The sequence below is a fragment of the Pseudomonas sp. genome, from assembly GCF_040514055.1.
GTDB lineage: Bacteria > Pseudomonadota > Gammaproteobacteria > Pseudomonadales > Pseudomonadaceae > Aquipseudomonas.
In genome coordinates, this window is sequence record NZ_JBEVDL010000036.1 from 1 (window position 1) to 25,627 (window position 25,627).

19 protein-coding genes and 2 pseudogenes are annotated in these 25,627 nt (G+C 64.8%); 6 read left to right on the forward strand and 15 right to left on the reverse strand.

From position 1 onward, the window contains the following. Positions 1–184: 184 nt before the first annotated feature. On the reverse strand, positions 185–1,003 hold the full coding sequence (locus ABWY06_RS08715; protein WP_353925366.1) for a transporter substrate-binding domain-containing protein: 819 nt from the start codon (positions 1,001–1,003) through the stop codon (positions 185–187). A gap of 57 nt (positions 1,004–1,060) precedes the next feature. Continuing rightward, positions 1,061–2,056 (reverse strand): GTP 3',8-cyclase MoaA, encoded by a 996-nt coding sequence (gene moaA, locus ABWY06_RS08720; protein WP_353925179.1) that lies wholly within the window; start codon positions 2,054–2,056, stop codon positions 1,061–1,063. Between the two features lie 229 nt (positions 2,057–2,285). Between moaA and ABWY06_RS08725 the strand changes: the two genes are divergently transcribed. Continuing rightward, positions 2,286–2,915 (forward strand): TetR/AcrR family transcriptional regulator, encoded by a 630-nt coding sequence (locus ABWY06_RS08725; protein WP_353925180.1) that lies wholly within the window; start codon positions 2,286–2,288, stop codon positions 2,913–2,915. A 55-nt stretch (positions 2,916–2,970) separates the two neighbouring features. On the opposite strand, the gene ABWY06_RS08730 is transcribed toward ABWY06_RS08725, so the two are convergent. The 6 genes from ABWY06_RS08730 to ABWY06_RS08755 all read right to left on the reverse strand — a co-directional run bounded on the left by ABWY06_RS08730 (position 2,971) and on the right by ABWY06_RS08755 (position 9,674). Further along, a complete protein-coding gene (locus tag ABWY06_RS08730) occupies positions 2,971–3,765 on the reverse strand; it encodes a transglutaminase family protein (RefSeq protein ID WP_353925181.1) in 795 nt (264 codons plus the stop codon). Further along, positions 3,762–4,712: an alpha-E domain-containing protein gene (locus ABWY06_RS08735; RefSeq protein WP_353925182.1), complete on the reverse strand. Its 951-nt coding sequence runs from the start codon at positions 4,710–4,712 to the stop codon at positions 3,762–3,764. The genes ABWY06_RS08730 and ABWY06_RS08735 overlap by 4 nt, the downstream gene beginning before the upstream one ends. A 6-nt stretch (positions 4,713–4,718) precedes the next feature. Further along, a complete protein-coding gene (locus tag ABWY06_RS08740) occupies positions 4,719–6,128 on the reverse strand; it encodes a circularly permuted type 2 ATP-grasp protein (RefSeq protein ID WP_353925183.1) in 1,410 nt (469 codons plus the stop codon). A 326-nt stretch (positions 6,129–6,454) separates the two neighbouring features. Continuing rightward, a complete protein-coding gene (locus ABWY06_RS08745; RefSeq protein WP_353925184.1) occupies positions 6,455–6,796 on the reverse strand; it encodes a ribonuclease E inhibitor RraB in 342 nt (113 codons plus the stop codon). A gap of 486 nt (positions 6,797–7,282) precedes the next feature. Next, positions 7,283–8,215: an alpha/beta hydrolase gene (locus ABWY06_RS08750; protein WP_353925185.1), complete on the reverse strand. Its 933-nt coding sequence runs from the start codon at positions 8,213–8,215 to the stop codon at positions 7,283–7,285. Then, positions 8,199–9,674 (reverse strand): flavin-containing monooxygenase, encoded by a 1,476-nt coding sequence (locus ABWY06_RS08755; protein WP_353925186.1) that lies wholly within the window; start codon positions 9,672–9,674, stop codon positions 8,199–8,201. The genes ABWY06_RS08750 and ABWY06_RS08755 overlap by 17 nt, the downstream gene beginning before the upstream one ends. Before the next feature lie 104 nt (positions 9,675–9,778). Between ABWY06_RS08755 and ABWY06_RS08760 the strand changes: the two are divergent. Beyond that, positions 9,779–10,861, forward strand: a pseudogene (locus ABWY06_RS08760) (AraC family transcriptional regulator); the annotation flags it as partial. Between the two features lie 269 nt (positions 10,862–11,130). After that, positions 11,131–12,447 (forward strand): annotated as a pseudogene (locus ABWY06_RS08765) (cytochrome B6); the annotation flags it as partial. 187 nt (positions 12,448–12,634) lie between these two features. Here the strand turns inward: ABWY06_RS08765 and ABWY06_RS08770 are convergent. The 3 genes from ABWY06_RS08770 to ABWY06_RS08780 form a co-directional block, all read right to left on the reverse strand. After that, positions 12,635–13,618: a fatty acid desaturase family protein gene (locus tag ABWY06_RS08770; RefSeq protein ID WP_353925187.1), complete on the reverse strand. Its 984-nt coding sequence runs from the start codon at positions 13,616–13,618 to the stop codon at positions 12,635–12,637. Positions 13,619–13,634: 16 nt separating this feature from the next. After that, positions 13,635–14,459, reverse strand: a complete 825-nt coding sequence (locus ABWY06_RS08775; protein ID WP_353925188.1) for a PaaX family transcriptional regulator C-terminal domain-containing protein — start codon at positions 14,457–14,459, stop codon at positions 13,635–13,637. A gap of 192 nt (positions 14,460–14,651) precedes the next feature. Beyond that, a complete protein-coding gene (locus tag ABWY06_RS08780) occupies positions 14,652–15,899 on the reverse strand; it encodes an RNA polymerase sigma factor (protein ID WP_502948174.1) in 1,248 nt (415 codons plus the stop codon). Positions 15,900–16,354: 455 nt separating this feature from the next. Here ABWY06_RS08780 and ABWY06_RS08785 point away from each other — a divergent pair, with 455 nt between their 5' ends. From ABWY06_RS08785 to ABWY06_RS08795, 3 genes are read left to right on the forward strand one after another with little or no spacing between them, the layout of a single operon-like run. Further along, positions 16,355–17,023 (forward strand): ABC transporter ATP-binding protein, encoded by a 669-nt coding sequence (locus ABWY06_RS08785; RefSeq protein ID WP_353925189.1) that lies wholly within the window; start codon positions 16,355–16,357, stop codon positions 17,021–17,023. Position 17,024: 1 nt separating this feature from the next. After that, positions 17,025–19,502 carry an ABC transporter permease gene (locus ABWY06_RS08790; RefSeq protein WP_353925190.1) on the forward strand — a complete coding sequence of 826 codons (2,478 nt, stop codon included), beginning with the start codon at positions 17,025–17,027 and terminating at the stop codon, positions 19,500–19,502. Further along, positions 19,492–20,568, forward strand: a complete 1,077-nt coding sequence (locus ABWY06_RS08795; protein ID WP_502948175.1) for a lipocalin-like domain-containing protein — start codon at positions 19,492–19,494, stop codon at positions 20,566–20,568. The genes ABWY06_RS08790 and ABWY06_RS08795 overlap by 11 nt, the downstream gene beginning before the upstream one ends. A 34-nt stretch (positions 20,569–20,602) precedes the next feature. On the opposite strand, the gene ABWY06_RS08800 is transcribed toward ABWY06_RS08795, so the two are convergent. The 4 genes from ABWY06_RS08800 to speE all read right to left on the reverse strand — a co-directional run bounded on the left by ABWY06_RS08800 (position 20,603) and on the right by speE (position 25,467). Then, positions 20,603–21,304, reverse strand: coding sequence for a YebC/PmpR family DNA-binding transcriptional regulator (locus ABWY06_RS08800; RefSeq protein WP_353925191.1), 702 nt, complete (start codon positions 21,302–21,304; stop codon positions 20,603–20,605). A gap of 209 nt (positions 21,305–21,513) precedes the next feature. Continuing rightward, on the reverse strand, positions 21,514–23,577 hold the full coding sequence (locus ABWY06_RS08805) for an LTA synthase family protein (RefSeq protein ID WP_353925192.1): 2,064 nt from the start codon (positions 23,575–23,577) through the stop codon (positions 21,514–21,516). Positions 23,578–23,582: 5 nt separating this feature from the next. Beyond that, the gene (locus tag ABWY06_RS08810) at positions 23,583–24,440 is read right to left on the reverse strand and encodes an SMP-30/gluconolactonase/LRE family protein (RefSeq protein WP_353925193.1); all 858 of its coding nucleotides are present in this window, start codon (positions 24,438–24,440) and stop codon (positions 23,583–23,585) included. Between the two features lie 166 nt (positions 24,441–24,606). Continuing rightward, a complete protein-coding gene (speE, locus tag ABWY06_RS08815) occupies positions 24,607–25,467 on the reverse strand; it encodes a polyamine aminopropyltransferase (protein WP_353925194.1) in 861 nt (286 codons plus the stop codon). Between the last annotated feature and the right edge of the window lie 160 nt (positions 25,468–25,627).

The window sequence follows — 25,627 nt, forward strand, 5'->3', positions numbered from 1 at the left end:
CCGCATTCTACGCGATCTACACCGCTTAGCAACCCCTCTTTTTAAGCTAACTGCTTGATTTACAAGCCGTTTTCCGAGAGGTTCACGCCGGAAGAGGTGCGCATTATAGGCCCGCCAGAACTGCCGTCAAGGCTTATTTTCAGCAGACCGAAAACACCACGGCTGATCGAAATTCAACGTTCCTCTACATAGACGCAGCCGGCACTGGGTCGCTTATATCACCCACTCCCTCCTTGGCTTTTTGCCGCTTGAGAAAGTCGACCTTCCACTGCTCCACCCCGATAAACTCGGAATCGATATTCGCCTCGACTCGGTACTTGTCCTTGAGTGCCGCGATTGCTACTCGCTCTTCTATAAGGAAGCGATCGAAGCGCTCCAGCAGTCCGCCCTGCTTAAGAGAGGAAAGACTGAAACTGCTGCGGGTATGGGGCAACCTGGGGTCGAATACCAGAGCACCCGGGCGAGCGCGCACGTTATCCAGATAATGGGTGGCCACCACCACGTTGAAGTACGCACCGTCGGCCTCCTTCTTCAGGGTCTGCTTGATCATCTGGCGCAGATCGCCACTGCGGACCAGCTGCAGCTGCTGGCTCTTCAGCTGCTCCTGGTACCCCCAGGCCGTCCAGCCATCCACCATTGCCAACCGCTGCAACGGCAGCGCATCTTTACCCAGGCGCTCGGGCGCGACCAACGCGCCATCCACATAAGCGACCACACCCTGGCTATAGACCAGAGGCTTGCCGGCTTTTTGCGCCTGGGACCATTGCGGGTTGTCCGGGTACTTGAAATCGATCTGCCCTTGCAGCAGCGCCGGCAATAGCTGGTCGACCGGCATCGGTCGGTACTCCAGCTGAAGACCGCTGCGGCTGGCGAACAGATCCAGCAGCTCACGAGCGAACCCCTGGTAGTGCCCTTCGGCGTCTACGCGGTAGTGCGGAGCGAACTCCACCTTTTCCACCCCCACCACATAGGTTTGGCCATGACTAAAGGCGCAGACACTCATGGCCAGCAGGCCGACTGTTCTGGCGTTCACTCGGTACCCCTCCGCAAATAGACTGGCTCAGCCGCCAGTGACGCTCATAAAACGCACGACCTGCACCTGCTGATCCAGGCGAAAATGATGGCGTTCGGGCTTGAGCTGCAGTGCCTCACGCAGCGCCTGCTGCAAGCGCGGGCTGTCACCCGGGGAACCTCGCAGCACAGACCGCAGGTCCAGCGCACCCTCATGCCCCAGGCACAACACCAGCCGCCCCTCGGCGGTGACCCGTACCCGATTGCAGTCGCCGCAGAAGTTTCCGCTGTGGGGCGAGATAAAGCCGACCCGTGTGCCACTGCCCGCCACCCGCCAGTAACGCGAGGGACCGCCCGTGGCATGACTGCTGCGCACCAGGGGATGCCGCTGCTCGATCAGGCTGCGCACCTGATCGCTGGAACAGAAGGTCTGCTCACGCTCATGGGAAACCACCGCCCCCAGCGGCATTTCCTCGATAAAACTGATATCCAGGTCACGCGCCATGGCGTATTCCAGGAGCTCGAGCACTTCGTCGTCGTTACGCCCCTTTTGCACCACGGTATTCAATTTGATCCGGGCAAAGCCGGCAGCCCGTGCGGCTTCGATGCCCCGTAACACCGCTGCGAGGCTGTCCCGACGGGTGAAGGCGGCAAAGCGGTCGGCCCGCAGCGAGTCGAGGCTGATATTCAAGCGCTTCACACCGGCCATTTTCAGCGCCGCGGCCATGGCCTCCAGCTGTGAACCATTGGTGGTGATCGCCAGGTCGTCCAACTCGTCCCGCTCGCCGAGGCGTGTCAACAGACTGCACAGGCCCTTACGCACCAGGGGTTCGCCCCCGGTGATACGAATACGTTTGACACCCAGGGCGATAAAGGCATCGGCCACCCGATACAGCTCCTCCAGGCTGAGGATCTGCGCGCGCGGCGCGAACTGCATGTGCTCGCTCATGCAGTAGGTGCAGCGGAAATCGCAGCGGTCGGTCACCGACAGGCGCAGGTAGGTGATACGCCGGCCGAAGGGATCGACCAACTGGGTGTTCGGCATGATCGATCTCCGGGTACTCAAGGAGCCGAGTTTTGTTATTAGCTAAACAGGCTTGATAATGTAAACAGAATACTTATTTTTTGTATACACAAATAAAAACAATCGATCCAACTACCCCTCCAGAACTGGCTAGACGCTGGCTTGAGCCGCCAAACGGCCCGGTGCTACCATGCCCGACCGCCGCCAATCGCCCCTGGGATTGACGTCAAACAAGGAGCCCAAGGGCCAGATGACCAGTATTCGCGAGCGCAACAGAAGTCTGATTCTGCGCGCGGCCAGTGAAGAGTTTGCCGATAAGGGCTTCGCCGCCACCAAGACCAGCGACATCGCCGCCAAGGCCGGGCTACCCAAGCCCAACGTCTACTACTACTTCAAGTCCAAGGAAAACCTCTACCTGCAGGTGCTGGAGAGCATCATCGAGCCGCTGTTGCAGGCTTCGGCGCCCTTCAACCAACCCGGCCAGCCGGCGCAGGTGCTGGAAGCCTATATCCGCTCGAAGATCCGTATTTCCCGTGACCTGCCCTCGGCCTCGAAGGTATTCGCCAGCGAGATCATGCACGGCGCACCGCACCTGACGGTCCTGCAGACCGAGCAATTGCATGCCCAAGCCAAACACAACATTGCCTGTATCCAGGCCTGGGTGGACCAGGGTTTGATGGCGCAAGTCGATCCCAACCACTTGCTGTTCAGCATCTGGGCGGCCACCCAGACTTACGCCGACTTCGACTGGCAGATCTCCACCGTCACCGGCAAACCCCGCCTGGACGACGCCGACTACGAGGCCGCGGCGCAAACCATCATTCGCCTGGTGCTCAAGGGCTGCGAAGTCCGCGGCGATGGGCTGGCGACCCCGCTCTGAATAAGCCGGCATACCATGCGCTTCTTCGCGCCGACTATGGCTCGCGTCCCCCTTTTTATTGCTGCGCCTGGGGCAATGGCGCCACTGTAACCAAGGTGTGCATATGCTCGCCGCCCCCACCGCGGCGCATGCCACGCACCGGGCAGGCGTCCAGATAATCCAGGCCGACCGCCAGTTTCAGATGACGTTCCGGGCGCGCCAGCTGGTTGGTCACGTCGAAGCTGTACCAGGCGCCGTCGAGCCAGGCCTCGGCCCAGGCATGGCTGGCCAGGTGTTCGCAATCGTCGGTGTACAGGTAGCCGGACACATAACGGGCCGGAATGTCCAGGCTGCGGGCACAGGCGACAAAGGCATGGGCATGGTCCTGGCAGACCCCGACCTGCCCTGCGAAGGCCTGCGCTGCAGTGGTCTCGACCTGGGTGGCGCCCGGGGTATAGGCGATGTGCTGGTGCAGCGCGTGCATCAGATCGATCAAGGCGCTGCGGTCGACGCGCCCTGCGCCGTGCGAGTGGGCGAACTCACGCAACGCCGTATCGGCCAATGTCAGGCGGGTATTGCGTAAAAAAGGCAAGGGGGACCCCGCCTCCGGCTCGGCATCGCGCAGCGCGTCGATTTCGACCAAGCCGCGCGCCGCGATGACGATTGCGCCATGGGGCTCGTCCAGGGTCAGCACGTGAAGGATATTGCCGTAGGGGTCGCACTGCGCACGCACCGGACGCGGCAGTTCGAGTTGCCAGCTGAGCACCTGTTGCCGGGCACTGTCCTGGGGCGTCAGGCGCAGGTATTGAATGCTCGTCTGCACCTGACTCTCATAGCGGTAGGTGGTGTCGTGACTGATCGACAGCCTCATATGACCTCCAGGTAGGAACAATAAATGGCATCGGCCAGCTGGCGTACCCGCTGGATAAATTCGGTGAGCCACAGGTGCAGCCCCTCCTCCAACACTTCATCGACATGTGTGTAGCGCAGCCGCGCGTCCAACTGGGCCGCCAGGCGCTGGGCCGGCAGGCCGTTGTCACCGGGCAGGCTGGCCAGCATGGCGTTCAGTTCCTCCAGGCAAGCGCGCAGGGAACGCGGCACATCGGCGCGCAGCAGCAACAGCTCGGAGACCTTGCGGGTATTGGGCGACCCCCGGTAGACCTCGGCAAAGGCTTCGAACGACGACAGCGCCCGCAGCAGGGCACTCCACTGGTAGTAGCCGCGGGCCGAGCGGTCGTCGACTTCCTCAACCTCCTCGCCGAGCATGTCGAAGCGCGCGTCGAGCATGCGCAGGGTGTTGTCGGCGCGCTCGATATAGGTGCCCAGGCGAATAAAGCGGTAGGCGTCGCTGCGCATGATGGTGCCGAAGGTGGCCCCCCGAAACAGGTGGGAACGCTGCTTGACCCACTCGCAAAAGCGGCTGATGCCGTAGTGCGCGACACCCTGCGGCGCCAGCTCGCGAATTTCCAGCCAGGTGGCGTTGATGTTCTCCCACATGTCGGCGGTGATTCGCCCCCGCACCGCGTGGGCGTTGCTGCGGGCGGTGCCCAGACAGCTGTAGATACTCGCCGGGTTGTCGGCGTCCAGCGCGAAAAAATGCAGCAGGCGCTCGGCATGCAACTCGCCATGGCGGTTCAGGTAAGCGTCCAGGGTGCCGGTGATCAACAGCGGCATGGCCAGTTCGCCCAGACCATCGCCGCGGCCGGCCTGCGGCATCAGCGACAGGGAGTAACTGATATCGAGCATGCGCGCCAGGTTCTCGGCACGCTCCAGCGAACGGGACATCCAGTACAGGTCGGAGGCGGTTCTCGAAAGCATCTTGGTCTACTCCTCCACCACCCAGGTGTCTTTGGTGCCGCCGCCCTGGGACGAATTGACCACCAGCGAGCCGTCACGCAACGCCACCCGGGTCAACCCGCCCGGTACCAGCCGCACCTCGCGACCGGACAGCACGAACGGCCGCAGGTCGATATGCCGCGGTGCAATGCCGTTCTCGACGAAGGTCGGGCAGGTCGACAGGCACAGGGTCGGCTGGGCGATATAGGCTGCCGGATTGGCCTTGAGCCGGGCACGGAACGCCTCGATCTCGGCGTGACTGGCGGCGGGGCCCACCAGCATGCCGTAGCCACCGGAGCCCTGGGTTTCCTTCACCACCAGCTCCGGCAGGTGGGCCAGCACATGGGACAATTCCTGCGGCTTGCGGCACTGCCAGGTCGGCACGTTATTCAGGATCGGCTCCTCGTCCAGGTAGAAGCGGATCATGTCGGTGACGAAGGGGTAGACCGATTTGTCGTCCGCCACCCCGGTGCCAATGGCATTGGCCAACACCACGTTGCCGGAGCGGTAGGCGGCCAGCAGGCCCGGTACCCCGAGCATGGAGTCCGGGTTGAAGGCCAGCGGATCGAGAAAGGCGTCATCCAGGCGCCGGTAGATCACCTCCACCGGCCGCGCGCCCGCCGTGGTGCGCATAAACACATGGTCGTCGCGCACGAACAGGTCCGCGCCCTCCACCAGCTCCACGCCCATTTCCCGCGCCAGGAACGCATGCTCGAAATAGGCGCTGTTGAAGCGCCCGGGGGTCAGCACCACCACGCTGGGGTTGTCCAGCGGGCTGGCGCTTTTCAGGGTATCGAGCAGCAGGTTCGGGTAATGATCGATCGGCGCGACCCGCTGGGCGGCGAACAGCTCAGGGAACAAGCGCATCATCATCTTGCGGTCCTCGAGCATGTAACTGACGCCGCTGGGGGTGCGCAGGTTGTCTTCGAGCACGTAATAGCTACCGTCGCCGTCACGCACCAGGTCGATGCCGGAGATATGCGAATACAGGTCACGGTGCAGGTCCAGGCCTTGCATCGCCGGCTGGTACTGATCGTTGACCAGTACCTGCTCGGCGGGAATGATGCCCGCCTTGATGATGCGTTGAGCATGGTAGAGGTCGGCGAGGAACATGTTCAGCGCCTTGACCCGCTGAATGCAGCCTTGCTCGACGATGCGCCATTCGCTCCCGGGAATGCTGCGCGGAATGATGTCGAACGGGATCAGGCGCTCGGTGCCCTGGTCGTCGCCATAGAGGGTGAAGGTGATGCCCGCGCGGTGAAACAGCAGGTCGGCTTCGCGACGGCGCTGGGCCAGCAATTCGGCCGGAGTGTCCGCCAGCCAACGGGCAAACTCGCGGTAATGTGGACGGCAGTCGCCCGTGGCGGTATGCATCTCGTCGAAAAAGGTGCGGGTCATCCCATGCTCCTAACCTGCCGAAGATGAGTTAACCCTTTGCAAAGCCCGCGCCACTAAAAATAGCGTGCTATTACAATCACTTAATTATTAGCCAGGCGAATAACGCACCTTTTTGTCGCGCGCCGGAGACGACGCAGAGGTGGCCTGCCTGCTCCGCTGGCAGTTTTTGGCCGGGAAACCCATGGACCATTCAAGCGCTCGCACCAGTTGATAGGCCCACCGGCCGTGGGGCCGCGGAGCCCGACCAATCGAAGCTTGCCAGGGAAGTGGGGGATGAAAGCGGGGACCAACCTGCCCCGGCGAACGCCGGGACAGGCCAACCTGGCTTAGGCAGGAGGACGCTTGACCTCGTGAGCGACGCCCCAACCATCGAGGACACCGCCCAGGGGCAGCACCAGCGATTCCAGATCGTGCTCGAAATGGCCGATGCCATCGTAGGTCGCGTGCATGACTTTGCTGATTTGCAGATGCCAGGCGCCGTCGTCGCCGATCGATACCTGGGCATTCAACGACTCACCGCGAAAATTGCCTGCCGCCTTGCGGGCCCGGTCCTCGTCCGGAAAAATGGCGTAGAACTCGATTGGATGAAAACGAGCGAAATCAAAACCACCCTCTTTCATGCGGCGCAGAACGTTACTGCTGACATCATCGTTTAAGGCTGTGCTCATAAAAGAACTCCTCTCAGGCGATGGATGGATAGTCCGCATTCCCATTGCTGCCGACCCAACTTCGGTGGCGTCGCGACACCTTGTGGTGTCGCCCGAGAATCAGGCCTGCAGTTGGCCTGATGTGCACGAACAGGCCGATACCTTGGCCTGTTGGACGGCGAATCCCTCAGGGCAAGGGAGTCGGGCCGTCTGCTTGCAGGGTAGCCTTTTCGGCGCTACGGCGCTGCCCCCATCTTCGCCTCGGCGACGCCTCTTCGACCGGCGGTGGGATCGACAATCACCCTGAAAACAGCCCCTGCGAACGGCTGCTAACGGCGCCTCAACTGCCCTTCCAACACGGAGAGCGCGGCCCGGCCCTTGTGCAGCTCGCACGGCCAGTCGTGCCAAGCGCAGAACATCGCCAGGGCGGTCGCCCCGGTTAACTCGAACGGCCGCTACCGGGCTCCAGTGACTGGGTCCCTCGTTCACGCCGCACCAGCCAAACCGTCAAAGTCCTCGTTGCTGGACAAAGGCAGCCACTCGGCCCAGCGCCAGGTCAGCAGCATTCAGTCGGCCCGCCAAGCTCTGGAACACGTGCCAGAATCCCGGATAACGCTCCAACCGAACCTCGCCACCCGCTGCACGCACCCGCTCTGCCAGGCGCAGGCTGTCGTCGCGCAGGATTTCGTCTTCACCGACCTGGATCAACAGCGGCGGCAATGCCGTCAGGTCGTCGTTCAGGGGCGACAGGCGCGGGTCCTGGCGCTCCATCAGCGGCGGGCAGAAGGCGCTCAAACCCTGGCGAACCCAGCTTGGGTGCAACACCGGGTCGCCGGCGGCTGGCCGGTGCAAGGCGCTCGCGCTGGCATCGGTCAGCGGCGAAAAACACAGCAAGGCCGCGGGCCGTGGCAACCCCAGGGCCGGAAGACGCAAGGCACTGATCAGGGCCAGATGACCGCCCGCCGAGTCGCCGCCGATCAGCACCTGGGACGCCGAGTAGCCCTGCGCCAACAACGCCTGGTAGGCCGCCACGACGTCATCCAGGGCCGCCGGATAGGGGCTTTCCGGCGCGCGCCGGTAGTCCAGAACACAGACCAGCAAGCCGCAACGCAACGCCAGGTGCGCGGCCAGGTTGCGGTGCGTCGTCGGCGAGCCGATCAGGTAGGCCCCACCGTGCAGGTACAGCAGCACGCTGCTGGAAGGCGCCGGCGGCCGATGCCATTCGCAGGGCCGGTCCGCCAGGAACCCCGGCTCGATGGACACCTGCGCCGGCGGCCGGCTGCTGCAGGCCAACAGGCGTAGCACGGCGCGCTGCCCGGCGACCGGCATCCAGGGCCGCACCAGGCCACGGAATATCACCTTCAGGGTAAGGCGCAGCAGCCCGGTCAGAAGACGCTGCCCCGTGGAAAGCGGCACGGGCAGTTCAACGAATGAGGTCATAGTCATTGGGCTCCGGAGCGCGCGTTTGCTTGCGATAGACAAAGGTAAAGTCCGGCCAGTTGTTGGTGTGCTTGCCGGAGGCCAGCTTGTACCAACTGCTGCAGCCCTGTTCCCAGACCGAACGCCGCAGCCGCTGCTGCAGGCTCTGGTTGTAACGCTGCTGCACCGCGAGTTTGACGTCCAGATAGCGCAGGCCCGGCTGGCGTAGCCAGTCCAGGCAGCCCAGTACATAAGCAAACTGGCTTTCCAGCATATAAACGATGGAGTTGTGCCCCAGGTTGGTGTTGGGTCCGTACAACAGGAACAGGTTGGGAAAGCCACTGACACTGATGCCCTTGTAGGCTTCGGCGCCCTCTCGCCAGGCCTGGTTCAGCTCGCGGCCGGCCAGGCCGTTGATGCGCATCGGCGCAAGGAAATCCGTGGCGGCAAAGCCACTGGCGTAGATGATCGCGTCGACCTGATGAACCTCGCCATCGCCGGTCACCACAGCCTGTTCGGTCAGCCGTTGAATGGGCTGGCTGACCACCCGCACCTGGGCCTGGGTCAACGCCGGGTAATAGTCATTGCTGATCAGGATCCGCTTGCAGCCCAAGGGGTAGTCCGGGGTCAGTTGCCGGCGCAGCGCGGGGTCGCTAACCGCCCTGGCCAGGTGCCGGCGAAAGCGCCCGATATAGAGGGCCATCAACCGCGGAAAGGCAATAAAGGCCAGGGCCCGGACTTCGTGTTGCAGGTACTTGAGGCCGCGGTCCAGACGCAGCAGTCCCGGGCAGCGCCGCAACAACCGCTGCTCCCAGGGCCGATAGGCGCGATCCGGTTTGGCGATCACGTAGGGCGCCGAACGCTGGAACAGCAGCAGGCCGGCCACCTGCGGCACTATCTGCGGCACGAACTGGACGGCGCTGGCGCCACTGCCGATCACCGCCACCCGCTTGCCGCGCAGGTCGTAATCGGGGTTCCAGCACGCGCTGTGAAACGTCTCGCCCTGGAAGCGCTGCTGGCCTTCGATCAGCGGATAAGCCGGGCGGTTAAGTTGGCCGCAGGCGCTGACCAGCGCCCGTGCGTGCAGGACCTGCCCGTTGCCGCAGCTGACCTGCCAAAGGCCGGTGCTCGCGTCGAAACGCGCCGCCTCGACTTCGGCTCCGAAACGAATGTGCGCACTCACGCCATATTTGTCGGCGCAGTGCTGCAGGTACGCGAGAATCTCCGCCTGGGGCGCGTAGGTGCGTGACCAGTCGGCTTTCGGCTCGAAGGAAAAACAATAGAGGTGCGACGGCACATCACAGGCCGCACCCGGGTAGCGGTTGTCACGCCAGGTGCCGCCGAGCGCATGGGCTTTTTCCAGCAACAGGAAATCCTCGATACCGGCCTGGCGCAGGCGAATCGCCAGGCCCAGGCCGGCGAAGCCCGTGCCGATGATCAACACCTGCAAAGGTGGCGGCTCATCTGGTCGCTGATGCACCGGTGGCGTTCCTGCGTGATCCCGAGGTGCCACGATGCTACGTGTCCGCCTCGGCTCGGGTTATGGCATAGTCGGCCAATGTATTGTGACTTTCGGACAGCGCCATGCCCGCAGCTTCCACCTGGCCCGCCCAGCGCAGCGCCATCAGCGCTCAACTGCTGCTCCAGCTGGGCCTGGACCATGGCCTGTCGGTGGATACCTGCCTGCAGGGCACCGGCCTGAGCCCACTGTGCCTGGCGCAAGCGGCTCAACAGATCGACGCGGTTCAAGAACTGCAGCTGGTCGCCAACCTGATTGCCGCCCGGCCGGAGGTCGGTGACCTCGGGCTGCAAGCGGGACTGCGTTACCCATTGACCTGCTATGGCGTCTGGGGCTACGCACTGCTCAGCAGTCCGAATATGCGCCAGGCCGCGGAACTGGGACTGCGCTATCTGGACCTGACCTTCGCCTTTACCCGCGTCCACCTGAGCGAGGCCGGCGATCTCGCCCAGTTGCAGCTGGACGATCGCGCCCTGCCCATCGGCGTGCGCGATTTCCTGGTCCTGCGCGACGCCATCGCCGTGACCGTGATTCAACGCGAGCTCAGCGGCGCAGTCCTGCCGCTGCACCGTGTGCAACTGCGCATGGCCGCGCCCCGCGAGCCACAGCGGTTTATCGAACCCTTCGGGCTGTTACCAGAATTCGGCAGCCCACAAAACTGCATCAGTTTCGACCGGCGCATACTCGACCAACCACTGCCGCGGGCCAACCCTGGGCTGGCCGAGCTGTGCGAGCAACAGTGCCAGGCACTGCTGGCCAAACGCCCGGTGCGCAACGGGCTGGCCGAGCAGGTACGCAGCCGGCTGCTGACACCGGGTCGCTGGCTCGACATGGAACAAGTGGCCGTCGAGCTGGGGCTGAGCAGCCGCACATTGCGCCGTCGCCTGGAGCTGCAAGACACCTCGTTTCGCCAGCTGCGTGAAGAGGTGCGCCAGACCCTGGCCGAGGAGCTGCTGGCACTCGGCGGTTTGACCCGCGAGGCCATCGCCGAGCGCCTGGGCTACGGCGAAGTCGCCAATTTCCTGCACGCCTTCAAACGCTGGAAGGGCGTGTCGCCAGGGCAATACCTGCGTCAACGCACGGTCCCGACAGCCGATCGCAGCCGCTCGCCACAGCCCCACCGCCGAGGCAATCCCGACACCGATTGAGCCGCTTGCGCCGCGTCTCGTTAAGCGATGCACCTGGCCTATTGGCCAGCGGCTAGCACCTGAACTAGGAGTCAACAGACGAAGGGAAACCAGCCTGTCCTTCGTTTACTCAGGGAGAGCTTCCAATGAACGGATCGACAGGAAAACTACGCCAGGTGTTGGGCCTGTGCGGCGCGCTGGCGCTGCTGAGCAGCGGTGCCCACGCCGAAAAAGACCAAACAGCCGACAAACCCAACGGCCCCGAGCCAACAGAACGAGCAGAACCAGCAGAACTCGCAGAAAAACCCTCCAGCTACAGCCCGGTGGTGATTCGCGAGGATTTCGCTTCGATCGTGCGGCGTATGCTGCAGGACAAACCGCGCCTCGCCCAGCAGCACCAGGACTTGTTGCGGGCGCGCTATGACCTGAGCGACAACCCCTCCGGCAGCCGCATGTCGGGCGGAAAACCCGTGCAGCAAGGCGTTCGGGTTCGCCTGCAGCACGGCATCAGCTGGGAGGGGCTGGCCGCCCTCAGGCCCGGGGAAATTCGCCAGAGAGACCTGTTCCCCTTGGGTTTTCTGCCTCTGCCCCACCCCAACCACGCCGAGGGTGGCATGCTCTTTCCGAGTTTCGCGATCGATGAGATCAAACGCCAGGAGGGTCGCGACCTGACCCGCTTCGACCTCGATTTCGATCTGCCCACCCATCTGCTGCCGGAATTTCCAGCGCCGATCTACCTGACCACCCGACCCGACCTGGGCGATGTGTCCGGTGGCCAGTTAATCACCCTGGCCAACTTCTTCGAACGTTTCAACGGCATTCTCAACCCCAAGCAGCTCGAAGGGCTGCGCCTGCTGTTGACGCCTTTTCCTCAACAACAATTCAACGTCACCGACGACCGTCGCAGCCTGCACCCCAGCCGCGGCGTCGCCTGCCTGGATTGCCATGCCAATGGCCATAGCAATGCCGCCACCCACCTGGCGGGTGATGTGCGACCCCAGCCATTTCGCCATCGGATCGATACCCCCACCTTGCGCGGCGTGAACATCCAGCAGTTGTTCGGCTCACAACGGGCGCTGAAGAGCGTCGAGGATTTCACCGAATTCGAACAACGGGCCGCCTACTTCGATGGCGACCCGGTGATCGCCACGAAAAAAGGGGTGAACATCCTCGAACGCGGCAGCCAGGTGCATTTCATGGCCGAATTCCAGGCCCTGCTGGACTTTCCGCCGGCACCCAAGCTCAAGGTCGAAGGCTGGCTCGACCACCAATTGGCCACGGCCCAGGAGCTACGGGGGGAACAACTGTTCCATGGTAAGGCCGCCTGTTCCGGTTGCCATGCGCCGCCCTACTTCACCGACAACAGCATGCACAACCTGAAGGTCGAGCGTTTCTATCAACCGCGGCTGATCAACAACCGCCTGGCCAGCGCCGACGGACCGATCAAGACCTTCCCGCTGCGCGGCATCAAGGACTCGCCCCCATACCTGCATGATGGCCGACTGCTGACCCTGGAAGACAGTGTCGAGTTCTTCAACCTGGTGCTGGCGCGGCGCCTGACCGCCCCGGAAAAAGCCGACCTGGTGGCGTTCTTACGCACCCTTTAGACCCAGCCCAACCCGCCGCTGACAGACACAGCGACGGGTTGGCCCGGTTGCCGCCTCGACGGGCACAACAGCCCAGCGGATCACTGCGGCCGGGCAGCCCTTAGTGGCCTGTTTTGCCTCGTTCGATTAGTCCGTTTCGACGCCTGACGTCCTGATAGCGCGTTGCTGCGGAAAATGCTCCCAGGCCCTAACGCGCCGCGCCGCTGACGATCTGCAGCACGTCCAGGTAGCTCGGCGGTGGCGGGGTCAACCCCCGCTCGCGCAACAGCCGATGCAGGTGCGGCAAGCGAAAATACGGCACCGAAGCCATCAAGTGATGCTCGATATGAAAATTCACCCGCACTGGCGCCACAGTGGCCCGGGCCAACCAGCCGGCCGCAGTGGTCCGGGTGTTGCGCAAGGGGTCGGCGCCGGGCTGGGTGCAGGCATGTTCGGCCATGGAACGGATCCGCACGAACAAGGGAAATGGCGTGAGGTAGGCCAATGCCCAGACCCCATACAGCCAGGCATGACCGCTGGCCCACAGCACGCCAGCCAGCAGCGCATTGGTCAGCAGCATGCCAGCACTGTTCTTCAGCAGGGCCCTGGCATGGTCGGGCCAACGACGACCGGCGCGCGGCAGGCGCTGCACATCGTTGGCGACCGTCCACTTGAGCACCTCGGCATCCATCAATGCCCGTCCGAGCAGGAATTTCAGGCCGGACAGGCCACTGAGGTCGCGCAGGATTTTGCGGGTCAGGGAGCGCCTGCTGGTCGGAAAGCCGGTGGTCAGGGACAGGTCCGGGTCGTCCGCCGAGGAGGTCTTGGTGTGGTGAACCAGGTGGTAGGGCCGGTATTTGTGCAGCTGGTTCCACAAGGGCCGCGCGCACAGCCAGTCGGCCAATATGTCGTTGCCCCAGGCACTGGCGAACAGCGTGCCATGAGCCCCCTCGTGCTGCAAAATGGCCAGCGCCAGTTGGCGTCCGGCAATGACCAGCAACGCCAGCAGCAGCGCCAGTCCCTGCCCCCAGAGCGGCAAATGCGCCCGGGCATACACCAGGACGATAAAACTCAGGGCGATGACCGCCCAGGTGGAGCCTATCGCCCAAAGCCCCATGGCATTGGAGCGACGGGTCAACTGCCTGATCTCAGCGTGACTGAACAGTTCGCTGAGCTTGGGTCTGCGGGTCATGGCGCGGGCTTCCAGGTCAATGATGAACGGGGTTGAGGGACACCGCCGGCAGCGCAGTATGCGGGCCACGGTGCAGCGCCTGCCAAATCTGTTGCCCGGCCTGATCGAAACGCCGCACGCACGCGACAAAAGCCTGGCGCGCCTCGGTATCGACCAGCGGTGCGGGCAACAACGGGTCGTGGACCACCTGGCGAATCGCCCGACTGCCCAACAGAAAGGACTCGCGAGCGGCCACTTCGGGCTCGAGTTCGCCCGCCCGCAGCAGCCAGGCCTCCAATTGCTGGCTGAGCTGGTGGTAGGCACCGTTCAGGGCCGCGCCGTCCCACAAGGCGTGGATCTGCGTCACGCTGGCCGCCTCGAATTGCCCGGCGACGAACATCCGCGCCGACGCTTCCAGGCCCAGGCCATAGAGGCGACGGCGTACCGCCTCGACATTCGACTCGATATTGTTGGGACGCACATGCAGGCCTTTTTCCAGCTCGCGAAATCCCAGCAACTGCAACGCCCGCTCCCGCCGACGCAAGGCCGTCCGATCGCTGCGGCCGAGGGCGGCACTGACCACCGCCAGATAATCGCCCGACCAGGGGCGCATGCGCTGCTCGGCCGTGCGCCAACTGGCCACGTCGCCGGCCAGTTCCCGGGCCAAGGGACCCAGGTGGTAGCAGCCGCGCCCGGCCCCCTCCAGCAAGGAGTCCGTGGACAACCGGGCCAAGGCGACCCGTACGGTGTTTTCGCTGATGCCGAACAGCGCGGCTGCGACAATCGCGTCCCGGGCCGACAAGGGCCGCCCATCGCTGGCCAACAGCAAATCGAGGATCAGTGTTTTCGCGGTTAATTTCATGATGCCTGCCCTGTTGCGACTGACCGTGCCGGGCTGCGCCGAGCGCTTACATTACTAAATAATACACATAACGATTATTTAAGTAATATTTCAATAAAAAACATTTATGCCAAATTTATGTACTTAGAAAACGAAAACCCTGCCGCCGCTGGCGATTTACCGTTATCTGCGCAAACCTCCCGCAGTGAGGCCCTAGGCCGGCAACTCGGCCAGGCGCTGCTGCAGGAAACGCCGCTCGGCGTCCTGGCGCACCAGGGCCAACGCCCGCAAATAGGCTTCCCGCGCGTCGGCGGTACGCCCCAGCTGGCGACAGAGGTCGGCACGGGCGGCATGGGCCAGGTGGTAATCCTGCAACTCGCCCCGTGCCAGCAGGACATCGATCAGCTGCAAACCCGCGGCGGGACCATCGCGCATGGCCACCGCCGCCGCGCGATTGAGTGCCACCACCGGCGAGGGCTCGACCCGCAGCAGCACGTCGTAGAGGCCGACGATCTGCGCCCAGTCGGTCGTGTCGGCCGTGCTCGCCTCGGCATGCACCGCGGCGATGGCCGCCTGCAAACTGTAGGGCCCGAAGCGCCGCGAGCGCAGGGCTTGCTCAACCAGGGCGCAGCCTTCGGCGATCTGCTCGGCGTTCCACAAGCCACGGTCCTGGTCGGGCAGCAGCACCAGCTCAGCATTCCGGCTGCGGGCCGGACGGCGCGACTCGTGCAGCAGCATCAATGCCAGCAACCCCCAGGCTTCGGGTTCAGGCAGCAAGGTGATCAGCAGGCGCGCCAGACGAATGGCCTCGGCGCAAAGGTCGTGGCGGGTCAGCGACGGCCCGGAAGACGCCGAGTAGCCCTCGTTGAACAGCAGGTAGATCACCTGCAGCACCTGCCCCAGCCGGCCCGGCAGTTCTTCCCTGGACGGCACTTCATAGGGAATGCGCGCCTCGCGGATCTTCGCCTTGGCCCGCACGATGCGCTGCGCCACGGTCGAGGGTGCGCAGAGAAAAGCCCGCGCCACTTCCTCGGTGGTCAGGCCGCAGACCTCGCGCAGGGTCAGGGCGCTCTGGGCGTCCGCCGGCAAGGCCGGGTGGCAGCAGATGAAGATCAGCCGCAGGCGATCATCCTCCAGGCTAACGTCCTGCTGCGGCTCGAATGCCACCTCCTCGAGTTGCCACGCCAGTTCCTTTAGCGAGGCGTCGAAACGCATACGTTGGCGTATCCGATCGATGGCCTTGAAACGACCGGCCGAGACCAGCCAGGCACGCGGGTTGCGCGGCAGGCCGTCTTGTGGCCATTGCGCCAGGGCAGCCGCGAAGGAGTCGTGCAACGCCTCCTCGGCCAGTTCGAAATCGCCCAGCAGGCGAATCAGGGTGGCCAGCACCCGACGCGACTCGTCGCGATAGACAGCCGCCAGGGTCTCGCGCAATGCCGCATCCGTTAGCCTCGGGTCCATAGCGCCGCTCCTTCGATGATGTACTGCCGTATGCCTGAGTATGCCGGGGCCCTCCGGCGGCTTTACGCACCGCCACTGCGTCCCAGGCACGCTGAAGGATAACCGGCGCCACCTCGCCTGAAGAGAACGGGTGGGCGGGAGAATCCCGCAGTTTTGACAGGACAGCCTTTCAACCCTGCCGGGCCTGCTGAGTACAGCGCTGGGTCAAGCCTGCGCGGGGGGCGATTTTGCCAGGATTCGCGGGCGCTGCCCGCCCTACACAGGCCGGCGGTCCGCGCCAGGGCTGGGACCCTTCTTCGCGGCAAGGCGACTCGCGAGGGTTATGCCCACAGGCCCTGGGGCGCGCCGCTCACCGCGAGATCGCCTCAGAAAACGCAAACGCCGCTCGCCCGAGCTCTGCCTTGCCCCTAAGATCGCAGCCATTGTGGCACTCCCCTTTTTCCAGGCCCGAGCCGATGTTGAGCATCCAGAAGCTGTACAAGAGTTACCCGACGCCCCAGGGGCCGCTGCCAGTGCTGCAGGGCATCGACCTGGAGCTGGCCAGCGGCGCCAGCCTGGCCCTGATGGGCGAATCGGGCAGTGGCAAGAGCACCCTGCTGCACCTGGTCGCGGGCCTGGATTCGGCCGACAGCGGGCGCATCCTGGTGGCCGGCCATAATTTGGCGGCACTGACGGAAAGCCAACTGGCCGACTGGCGACGTACCGGCATCGGCCTGATCTTCCAGCAGTTCAACCTGATTTCCAGCCTGCGGGTGGCCGACAACCTGGCGTTCCAGGCCCGCCTGGCTGGCCGCCACGACCCCGCGTGGCAGGCCGAGTTGGCCAAACGCCTGGGCCTTGGCGACCTGCTGCAGCGCTATCCCGAGCAACTCTCCGGCGGCCAGCAGCAGCGCGTCGCCCTGGGGCGGGCACTGGCGGGACGGCCCGCCCTGGTGCTGGCCGATGAGCCCACCGGCAGCCTGGACGAGGGCACCAGTGACGAGGTGCTGGACCTGCTGCTGGAATTGCTCGCCGAAAACGCCACCACCTTGCTGATGGTCACCCACAGCCAGCGGGTGGCGGCGCGCCTGCAACGCCGGGTAACCCTGCGCAAGGGTTGTATCTTCGATGCGGACACCGCCTGAGATGAACAGCCTGCGCTGGACCCTGACCACCCTCTTCAGCCACTGGCGCCGGCACCCAGTGCAGTTCTTCAGCCTGCTTACCGGCCTCTGGCTGGCCACCGGCCTGTGGACCGGGGTGCAGGCGCTCAACAGCCAGGCACGCGACAGTTACGCCCGCGCCAGCCAACTGATCGCCGGCGACGGCCTTTATCGCATCAGCCCGCGCAGCGGAGGCCGGTTCACCCAGCAAAGTTATATCGACTTGCGCCTGGCCGGCTGGCCGGTTTCACCGCTGCTGCAAGGCCCTGTGCGGTTGCAGGGCCACGAGGACCAACGCCTGCAGCTGCTGGGTATTGAGCCACTGACCCTACCGGCCAGCAGCACCCTGGCCGGGCAAGCCAGCGCCGAACTCGACCTGCTTGCGTTTATCGGTCAACCGGGACGCACCTGGATTGCCGCCGATACCCTGCACAACCTGCAGCTGAACCCAGGCGACCGCCCACGCAGTGTCGATGGCGAACGGCTGCCACCGCTGGAGCTGCACCCACGCCTGGCCCCCGGCCTGCTGCTGGTGGACATCGGCGTCGCCCAGCGGGTGCTAGGCGCGCCGCAGCAGCTCTCGCAATTGCTGCTGGCCGTCGAGGGTGACGGACCACCGCCCGCCCTGCCCGCATCCCTGGAACCACAGCTGCGCATCAGCCGAGGCGAGGACAACGCCGACCTGGGCCGCTTGACCGACAGCTTTCACCTGAACCTGACCGCCCTTGGCCTGCTGGCCTTTGTGGTCGGGCTATTTATCGTCAATGCCGCGATCGGCCTGGCGCTGGAGCAACGCCGCGGCCTGCTGCGCACCTTGCGCGCCTGCGGGGTCGGCGCGCGCACCTTGCTGGCCGCGCTGACGCTGGAGCTCTGTGGCCTGGCCCTGCTCGGCGGCGTGCTGGGCGTCGCCAGCGGCTATGGCCTGGCCGCGCTGCTGCTGCCGGACGTGGCGGCCAGCCTGCGCGGGCTGTACGGCGCCGAGGTGGCCGGGCAGCTCAACCTGAGCCCGGCCTGGTGGTTCAGCGGTTTGCTGATCAGCCTGCTGGGCGCCCTGCTGGCCGGCGCCAGCAGCTTGATCCGCGCGGCCCGCCTGCCGCTGCTGGCCTTGGCGCAGCCCGAGGCCTGGCACCAATCCCAGGCCGCCTGGCTGCGGCGTCAGGCCGGCCTGGCCTTTGCCCTGTTGGGCCTGGCCGGCGCCAGCTGGCTGTTTGGGAACGGCCTGCTAGCCGGCTTCGTGCTGCTTTCCTGCCTGCTGCTGGCCGCGGCCCTGCTGCTACCAGTGTGCGTCAGCGGCCTGCTGGAGCTGATCCTGCCGCACTGCCGCACGCCCCTGGGCCAATGGTTTGTCGCCGACAGCCGGCAGCAGTTGCCGCGCCTGGCGCTGGCCTTGATGGCGCTGCTGCTGGCCCTGGCCGCGAACATCGGCGTAGGCAGCATGACCGAAGGTTTTCGCCTGACGTTCGGTGGCTGGCTCGACCAGCGCCTGGCGGCGGAGCTCTACCTGCGCACCGACGACCCGCAGCAGGCCCGGCAACTCGAGCAGTGGCTGGCGCAACGCCAGGACGTGGAGGCCGTGCTGCCCAACTGGAAGGTCGAGCTGAATTTGCAGGGGTGGCCGGCCGAGCTGCACGGCATCCTCGATCACCCGACCTACCGCGAACACTGGCCGTTGCTGGAAGCCACGTCCGCCGCCTGGGACCAGGTCGCCCGTGGCGAGGGCCTGATGCTCAGCGAGCAACTGGCCCGTCACCTGCACCTCGCCCTGGGGGATCGCCTGAACCTGGGCAGCCCGCAAGGCGAATGGTCGGCGACCGTGGTCGCGATCTACGCCGACTACGGTAACCCCAAGGGCAACCTGCTGGTCGAGGCCGGCGCCCTGCAGCGTCACTGGCCGGGCGTACAGCCGGGCAGCTATAGCCTGCGGCTGGCGCCCGCCGCGGTGCCGGCCGTAAAACAGGCGCTGCAGGACAGCTTCGTCCTGAACGACACACAACTGGTGGACCAAAGCACCCTCAAGGCCTGGTCGACACGGATCTTCGAACGCACCTTCGCTGCCACCGCCGCGCTCAACAGCCTGACCCTGGGGGTGGCCGGCATCGCGTTGTTTATCAGCCTGTTGACCCTCAGCCAGAGCCGCCTGGCACAGCTGGCGCCGCTTTGGGCCCTGGGCGTCGGCCGCCGGCAGATGCTCTGGCTGAACCTGGGCCAGACCCTGGCCTTGGCGCTGATCACCTTGTCGCTGGCCATTCCCCTGGGCCTGCTGCTGGCCTGGTGCCTGGTGGCGGTGATCAATGTGCAGGCCTTCGGCTGGCGCCTGCCACTGCATGTGTTCCCCCTGCAGTTGCTGCAGGCCGCCGCCCTGGCGCTGCTGGCGACCGTGCTCGCCGTGGCCTGGCCGCTGTGGAAACTCTACCGGGTCAGTCCCGCCGAACTGCTGAGGACCTTTGCCCATGAGCATTAACCGTTGGGCGCTGCTGCTGATGGTCGCCGCGCTGACCGCCTGCGACGACCAGAGCGCACCATCCCAGGGGTTTGCCGGGCTGGGCAGCCAGGCGCAGAACTATGCCGGGGTGGTGCCCGGGCGGCGTTTCGACTTTCCGGCCGATCACGGTGTGCACCCGGGGTATCGCATCGAATGGTGGTACGTCACCGCCAACCTGGAAGATGAGCAAGGCCGCCCCTGGGGCGTGCAATGGACGCTGTTTCGCAACGCGCTGCAGCCGGGCGGCAGCGCCGCTGGCTGGGCCGACAGCACGGTCTGGATGGGGCACGCCGGCCTGACGGGCCCCGACGGCCATCGTCATGGCGAGCGCTTCGCCCGCGGCGGCGTCGGTCAGGCCGGGGTCGACACGGCGCCGTTCAAGGCCTGGATCGACGATTGGCAGTTGGCGGGTCAATGGCCCGGCAGCAGCGACCCGCTGCAACTGCAGATGCGCGCCTCGGGCCAAGGCTTTCGCTACGACCTGCAACTCACCAGCGAGCGGCCCCTGGTCTTGCAGGGCGATCAGGGTTACAGCCGGAAATCCGGACAGGGCCAGGCCTCGAATTACTACAGCCAACCTTACCTGCAGGCCCGCGGCAGCCTCGAGCTGGACGGCCGAACCTATCAGGTCAAGGGCCAGGCCTGGCTGGACCGGGAATGGAGCAGCCAGCCGCTGGCAGCCGACCAACAGGGTTGGGACTGGTTTTCCCTGCACCTGGCCAGCGGCGAAAAACTGATGCTGTTCCAGCTGCGCCATGCCGACGGCCGGCATTACCGCGCCGGGACCTGGATCGATACGAACGGCGTCGCCCAGACCCTGGGCGAGCAAGAGATCCGCCTGACCCCGCTGCAGCAGAGCGCGGTCGCCGGTCGGCGCCTGCCCACCCGCTGGGCCCTGAGCATTCCCGGCAAACAGTTGGAACTGCTGACCGAGCCGGTACAGGAAGACGCCTGGATGGACACGCGTTTTCCCTACTGGGAAGGCCCGATCCGTTTCAGCGGCAGCCAACAGGGTGTCGGCTACCTGGAAATGACCGGTTACTGAACAGTCCCTGGGTTCGCATTAGGAGCTGTGGACACTAGCCCGCCAGGCCGACATAGACGTTTTGCACGTCGTCATGGGCGTCGATGGCCTCGAGGAAGGCTTCCACTTCCTCCATCTGCGCCTCGGTCAGGCTGACGGTGTTCTTCGGCCGGTAACCGAGCTGGGCCGATTGCACAGTGAAACCGTAGGTCGGCAGCGCTCGGCAAACCGCGTCCATGTCGGTGGGGTCGGTGAGGAACAGGGTGGCACCGTTTTCCGCCGCTTCGAAGTCCTGGGCGCCGGCCTCGATGGCGGCCAGTTCCGCATCGGTATCGGCGTCCTTGGGCGCCGCCTCGATCATGCCCAGGTAGTCGAAGTCCCAGGACACCGACCCCGAGGCGCCCAGTTGGCCCTTGCGAAACAGGACGCGGATCTCGGACACCGTGCGGTTGATATTGTCGGTCAGGCACTCGACGATCACCGGCACCTGGTGCGGGGCAAACCCCTCGTAGGTCAGACGTTCGAAGTGCACGCTCTCGCCCAGCAGGCCGGCGCCTTTCTTGATCGCCCGCTCCCAGTTCTCCCGGGGCATCGAGGCTTTTTTCGCCTGTTCCAGCACCAGGCGCAGGCGTGGGTTCATGTCCGGGTCGGCGCCGCTGCGCGCGGCAATCATCAGTTCCTTGGACAGCTTGCCGAAAATGCGGCCCTTGGCGTTCGAGGCCGCTTCCTTATGTTTGACTTTCCACTGTGCGCCCATGGGGATCTCTTGATAGGGGTCGGCTGGGTCCGGGCCCTGTGGACATAGCGCAGGGCCTCGGTGCCCGAGCCACCGGATGAATAAGGACACCGTCTGGCCGTCGGCCTGGGCGGCTGTTGCCGGGGACCCTGGTCCGCCGGCATTCAGGGGTGTTTTTATACACCAGAACCCCCTATTCCCGGAACCCGGACGCGCCGAGCCCTGGGGCGTTATTTGGGGTCGGTCACCCCGGCGGTATTGTCCAGCAGGCTCTGGGTGGCCGTTTGCAGAAAGGCCTCGAGTTTCGCCTGCAGCTGGCCATCGGCGTCCTGGGCGGCCGCACCCTGCAGCAAAGTCGCGTGGGGTTTGGCACCCAGCTGGTAGTCGAAGATCCGCACCGGCAGGTCCTTGGGTTTGATCAGCACCTGGCGGTTGGTCAGGATTGCCACCGTCTGGTCGCTGCCCGAGGGCTTGATCACGCCGATGCCGCTGTCGCCGGCCGGCAGGTTGAGCAGGTCGCGGCCCCAGCACTGGTGGCGCACCTCGCCACCCAGGCGGCCCATGATGGTCGGCACTATGTCGATCTGGGTGCCCAAGGTATCGCGGCGCGTGCCGAACTTGTCCTGGATGCCGGGCCCGATCAGCAGCAGCGGGACATTGAAGCGGAACAGGTCCATGTCCGTCAGCTGTTCCGGGCTGCCAAAGCCATGGTCACCGACTATGACGAACAGGGTGTCCTTGAAATACGGCGCCTGGCGGGCTTTTTCAAAGAACTGCCCCAGGGCCCAATCGGAATAACGCATGGCGGTCAGGTGCAGGTCCAGCGCGCCATGGCCCGTGACCGGCGGCACCGGCAGCGGTGTCGGCAAGGCGTAGGGGGTGTGGTTGGACAGGGTTTGCAACAGGCTGTAGAACGGCTTGCCGCCATCCTGCTTGGCCAGCTCCTGCGCGCCACGGTCGAACATGTCCTGGTCGGACACGCCCCAGGTCGGATCGGAGAACACCGGGTCGACGAAGTCTTCGCGGCCGATAAAGCGGGTCATGCCCTGGTTGCTGAAAAACCCCGACTGGTTATCCCACTGGAAATTGCCGTTGTACACATAGAGGTCGTCGAAGCCCCGCGCGCCGAGTAACTGCGGCAGGCCGGAAAATTTGTTGCCGCCCTCGGGCGTGCGCATCAGGTACTCGAAACTCGGCAGGTTGGGGAAACAGGCCATGGTCGCGAACATGCCCTGGTGGGTGTGGGTGCCGTTGGAGAAGAAACGGTCGAACAACAGCCCTTCCTTGGCCAGCTGGTCAAAATAGGGGGTGATGCCGTCCTCGCTGCCCAGCGCGCCGACATAACGGCCGGCAAAGCTTTCCATCAGGATCACCACCACGTTGCGAATTGGCAGCGTGCCTTCGGCCGGCGGGGTAAAGTCCCGGCGAATGGCGGCGCTCTCGGCATCGACCAGTCGATCATGGGGCGTCAGCAGCATCTGCCGCACCCGCTGCAGGGCTTCGGCCGGCGGCTGGGTGGCTTTCCAGGCATTGTCGCGGTGATCCGAGAAGCTGTTTTTCGCCGCGTCCACCAGGGTCAGGACCCCGTTGAGGCCCAAATGGTTGGCGAACGTCGATTCGGTGGTGTAGGCGTCCCCCCAGCGCAGCGGCGGGCCTTGGCGCAGGGTGCCGCGGGCGGCGACCACCGCCAGCAGCAGGCACAGGAAAAATACCAGGCCACGCTGGTAAGCAGGGGCGACGGTGCGCCCAGCTGGGTGCAGAGCGGAGCCGGGGCGTGTGCGGCGTTCCACGGCGCGAAACAGCAGGCCGAGAAACAGGGTGGCGGCGGCCCAGGCCAGCAGGTAGCGCAGCACCGGAAAACCGTACCAGAGCATGCTCAGCACGGTTTTCGGGTCTTCCTGGAAATACTGGAACACCAGGCTGTTGAGACGCTGGTGGAATTCGCGGTAGAAATCCATCTCCAGCAGGCCCAGGAACAGGGTCAGGCTGGCAAAGCCGGTCAGCCAGATCCACTGCCAGCGTCGACGCGCCATCGCCCAGGGACTCAGCAGTGCGAACAGCAAGGGTGCGCAGGCATACACCACCAGACGCAAGTCAAAGCGCGCGCCGTTGAAAAACGCTTCGGCGAAGTCCGCCATCGACGTCGCCCCGATCAGGTCGCGGTTGTAGACCAGCAGCGCCACTCGCAGCAACGAGAACATCAGCAACAGGGCCAAGGCGCCGAACAGCGTGAAACTCAGCTGTGCCTTGAGACTGGCCGGAGGCGAGGCAGAACGGTCTTCCGTTGAACGCATGGTATTCAGGATCCTGAGCGATTGATTTCAAGTATTCGATTGCGCCCTTGCTCGGCCAGCAGGTAGTGGCCGGGGGCAAGGGCGACCAGGCTTTGTGCCGAGCGCAAATGTTCCAGCACCACCTGCAGGGGCCCAGTGGGTGGCAGCAACAGCACCCGGGCCATATGGGTGGCGTCTTCGGTGATCCACAGCCCTGCGGCGTCGCACAGCAGAAAACCCGGAGCGTTCAGGCCCGCCTGCACCAGACGATCCTCGCCCGAGGCCTGCCATTGCTTGACCCAGCCCTTTTTCTTCTCGGTGTAATACAGGCGCCCGTCTGCGCAGACCGTCACCGCCTCCCCCTCGTCCAGGCCCTCGCGCAGGGTCGCCAGCTGCCCCGTGTGCGCGTCATAACGCAGCAGGCGACCGGCCTTCTTGTCCTCGATGGCGTACAGGTAACGCTTATCGCTGGCCAAACCCTCGACGTTTTCGGCCTCGAACAGCGACCTGGCCTGGCCACCCTTGAGCAACAGCACCGAATGCCGCCCCCCTTCCTGGCCTACGGCCATGCCGCCCTGGTAAGCCGCCAGGCCATCGGGTTTGAACAAGCCTTCGAGCAGCACATGGCGACCACCACTCGAATCACGCCGCGCCAGGCTGCCCTTGTCGTCGTCGAACTCCTGACTGAAGGTCAGCTCGCCGTCAGTACCGACCAGCAAGGCGCTGACCCGCGGGATATCGGCCGCCCAAACGCGGTACGTCCAATCACCGGCGGCGACCGCCGGAAACCAGTGGCGCCAGGCCGGGTAGGCGAGCGCGGGCAGGCAGGCGAACACCAGCAACAATGGCCGGAGCCTGGCGGGCAATGGCAGGAAAATGGACAAGCGCGCATGACCGAACGAAAAAGGAGACCAGTGTCACACCAGTTCTGTGAAAAATCCGTCGGTTAGCGGTGTTTCTAAGCGCTGAGCTGTAAGCGAAAGTTACCTGGGAAAGGTCTGCCGGGGATGGCTGCGCTGTGTCAGCGCGCCACTCCCGGTGCCGTTGGTGTCAGTCGTTGCTGGGCTTATGGATGGCCTGCAGCACGTACTGCGGCAAGGCGAACGCGCCCTGGTGAATCTCGGGGTTGTAGTAACGGGTGACGATACCGCTGCCGGCGAAGCGCTGACGCAGGGTCTCCAACGGCAGCTTGCGGTAGGCCGCGTCGGTGCTGCCCCAGGCGAAGGTCATGGCGCCGCCGATATAGGTCGGCACCGCTGCCTGATAGAAATGCCAATCGGTAAACAGCCCTTGCATGCGCCCGGCGGTGGTTTGCACCCCCTCCAATTGCATAAAGGGCGTGCCGTTCTGGGTCACCAGGATCCCGCCATCGGCCAGGCAACGGCGACAGGCCTGGTAGAAATTCTCGGAAAACAAGGCTTCACCCGGTCCGATCGGATCGGTGGAGTCGGAGATGATCACGTCGAACTGCTCGGTGCAGGTGGCGACGAAACGCATGCCGTCGTCGATCACCAGGTTCAGCCGGGGGTCGTCAAACGCGCCCTTGGAATGCTCGGGCAGGTAGAGTTTGCACATGTCCACCACCGTGACATCGATCTCCACCATGGTGATCTGTTCGACGCTGCGGTGGCGGCTCACCTCACGCAGCATGCCGCCGTCGCCGCCGCCGATGATCAGTACCCGCTTGGCGTTGCCGTGGGCCAGGATCGGCACATGGGTCAGCATCTCGTGGTAGATGAACTCGTCGGCCTCGGTGGTTTGGATAACGCCGTCCAGGGCCATGACCCGACCCATGCGCGGGTTCTCGAAAATCACCAGGTGCTGGTGCTCGGTGCGCACCTCGTGCAGCAACTTGTCCATGCGAAAGGATTGGCCGTAGCCTTCGTACAACGTTTCCAGGTAGTCGCTCATAAATTCGTTTCCCACTCGGTGCTGATGGCGACGGATAACCCGCCCCTGAAGAATGGCAGGCATTCTACGTGGCGCGCCCGGGCAGGTCGAACCTCGCGACGGTATTGGGCCGCCAGCACGCGCGCCCAACTGGCGGGAAATACGGCAGGCCCGCCGCAGC

Coding starts and splice junctions, on each gene's coding strand:
- ABWY06_RS08715 (WP_353925366.1), bottom strand. CDS start 1,003: ATGAGTGTCTGCGCCTTTAGTCATGGCCAAACCTATGTGGTGGGGGTG.
- moaA (WP_353925179.1), bottom strand. CDS start 2,056: ATGCCGAACACCCAGTTGGTCGATCCCTTCGGCCGGCGTATCACCTAC.
- ABWY06_RS08725 (WP_353925180.1), top strand. CDS start 2,286: ATGACCAGTATTCGCGAGCGCAACAGAAGTCTGATTCTGCGCGCGGCC.
- ABWY06_RS08730 (WP_353925181.1), bottom strand. CDS start 3,765: ATGAGGCTGTCGATCAGTCACGACACCACCTACCGCTATGAGAGTCAG.
- ABWY06_RS08735 (WP_353925182.1), bottom strand. CDS start 4,712: ATGCTTTCGAGAACCGCCTCCGACCTGTACTGGATGTCCCGTTCGCTG.
- ABWY06_RS08740 (WP_353925183.1), bottom strand. CDS start 6,128: ATGACCCGCACCTTTTTCGACGAGATGCATACCGCCACGGGCGACTGC.
- ABWY06_RS08745 (WP_353925184.1), bottom strand. CDS start 6,796: ATGAGCACAGCCTTAAACGATGATGTCAGCAGTAACGTTCTGCGCCGC.
- ABWY06_RS08750 (WP_353925185.1), bottom strand. CDS start 8,215: ATGACCTCATTCGTTGAACTGCCCGTGCCGCTTTCCACGGGGCAGCGT.
- ABWY06_RS08770 (WP_353925187.1), bottom strand. CDS start 13,618: ATGACCCGCAGACCCAAGCTCAGCGAACTGTTCAGTCACGCTGAGATC.
- ABWY06_RS08775 (WP_353925188.1), bottom strand. CDS start 14,459: ATGAAATTAACCGCGAAAACACTGATCCTCGATTTGCTGTTGGCCAGC.
- ABWY06_RS08780 (WP_502948174.1), bottom strand. CDS start 15,899: ATGGACCCGAGGCTAACGGATGCGGCATTGCGCGAGACCCTGGCGGCT.
- ABWY06_RS08785 (WP_353925189.1), top strand. CDS start 16,355: ATGTTGAGCATCCAGAAGCTGTACAAGAGTTACCCGACGCCCCAGGGG.
- ABWY06_RS08790 (WP_353925190.1), top strand. CDS start 17,025: ATGAACAGCCTGCGCTGGACCCTGACCACCCTCTTCAGCCACTGGCGC.
- ABWY06_RS08795 (WP_502948175.1), top strand. CDS start 19,492: ATGAGCATTAACCGTTGGGCGCTGCTGCTGATGGTCGCCGCGCTGACC.
- ABWY06_RS08800 (WP_353925191.1), bottom strand. CDS start 21,304: ATGGGCGCACAGTGGAAAGTCAAACATAAGGAAGCGGCCTCGAACGCC.
- ABWY06_RS08805 (WP_353925192.1), bottom strand. CDS start 23,577: ATGCGTTCAACGGAAGACCGTTCTGCCTCGCCTCCGGCCAGTCTCAAG.
- speE (WP_353925194.1), bottom strand. CDS start 25,467: ATGAGCGACTACCTGGAAACGTTGTACGAAGGCTACGGCCAATCCTTT.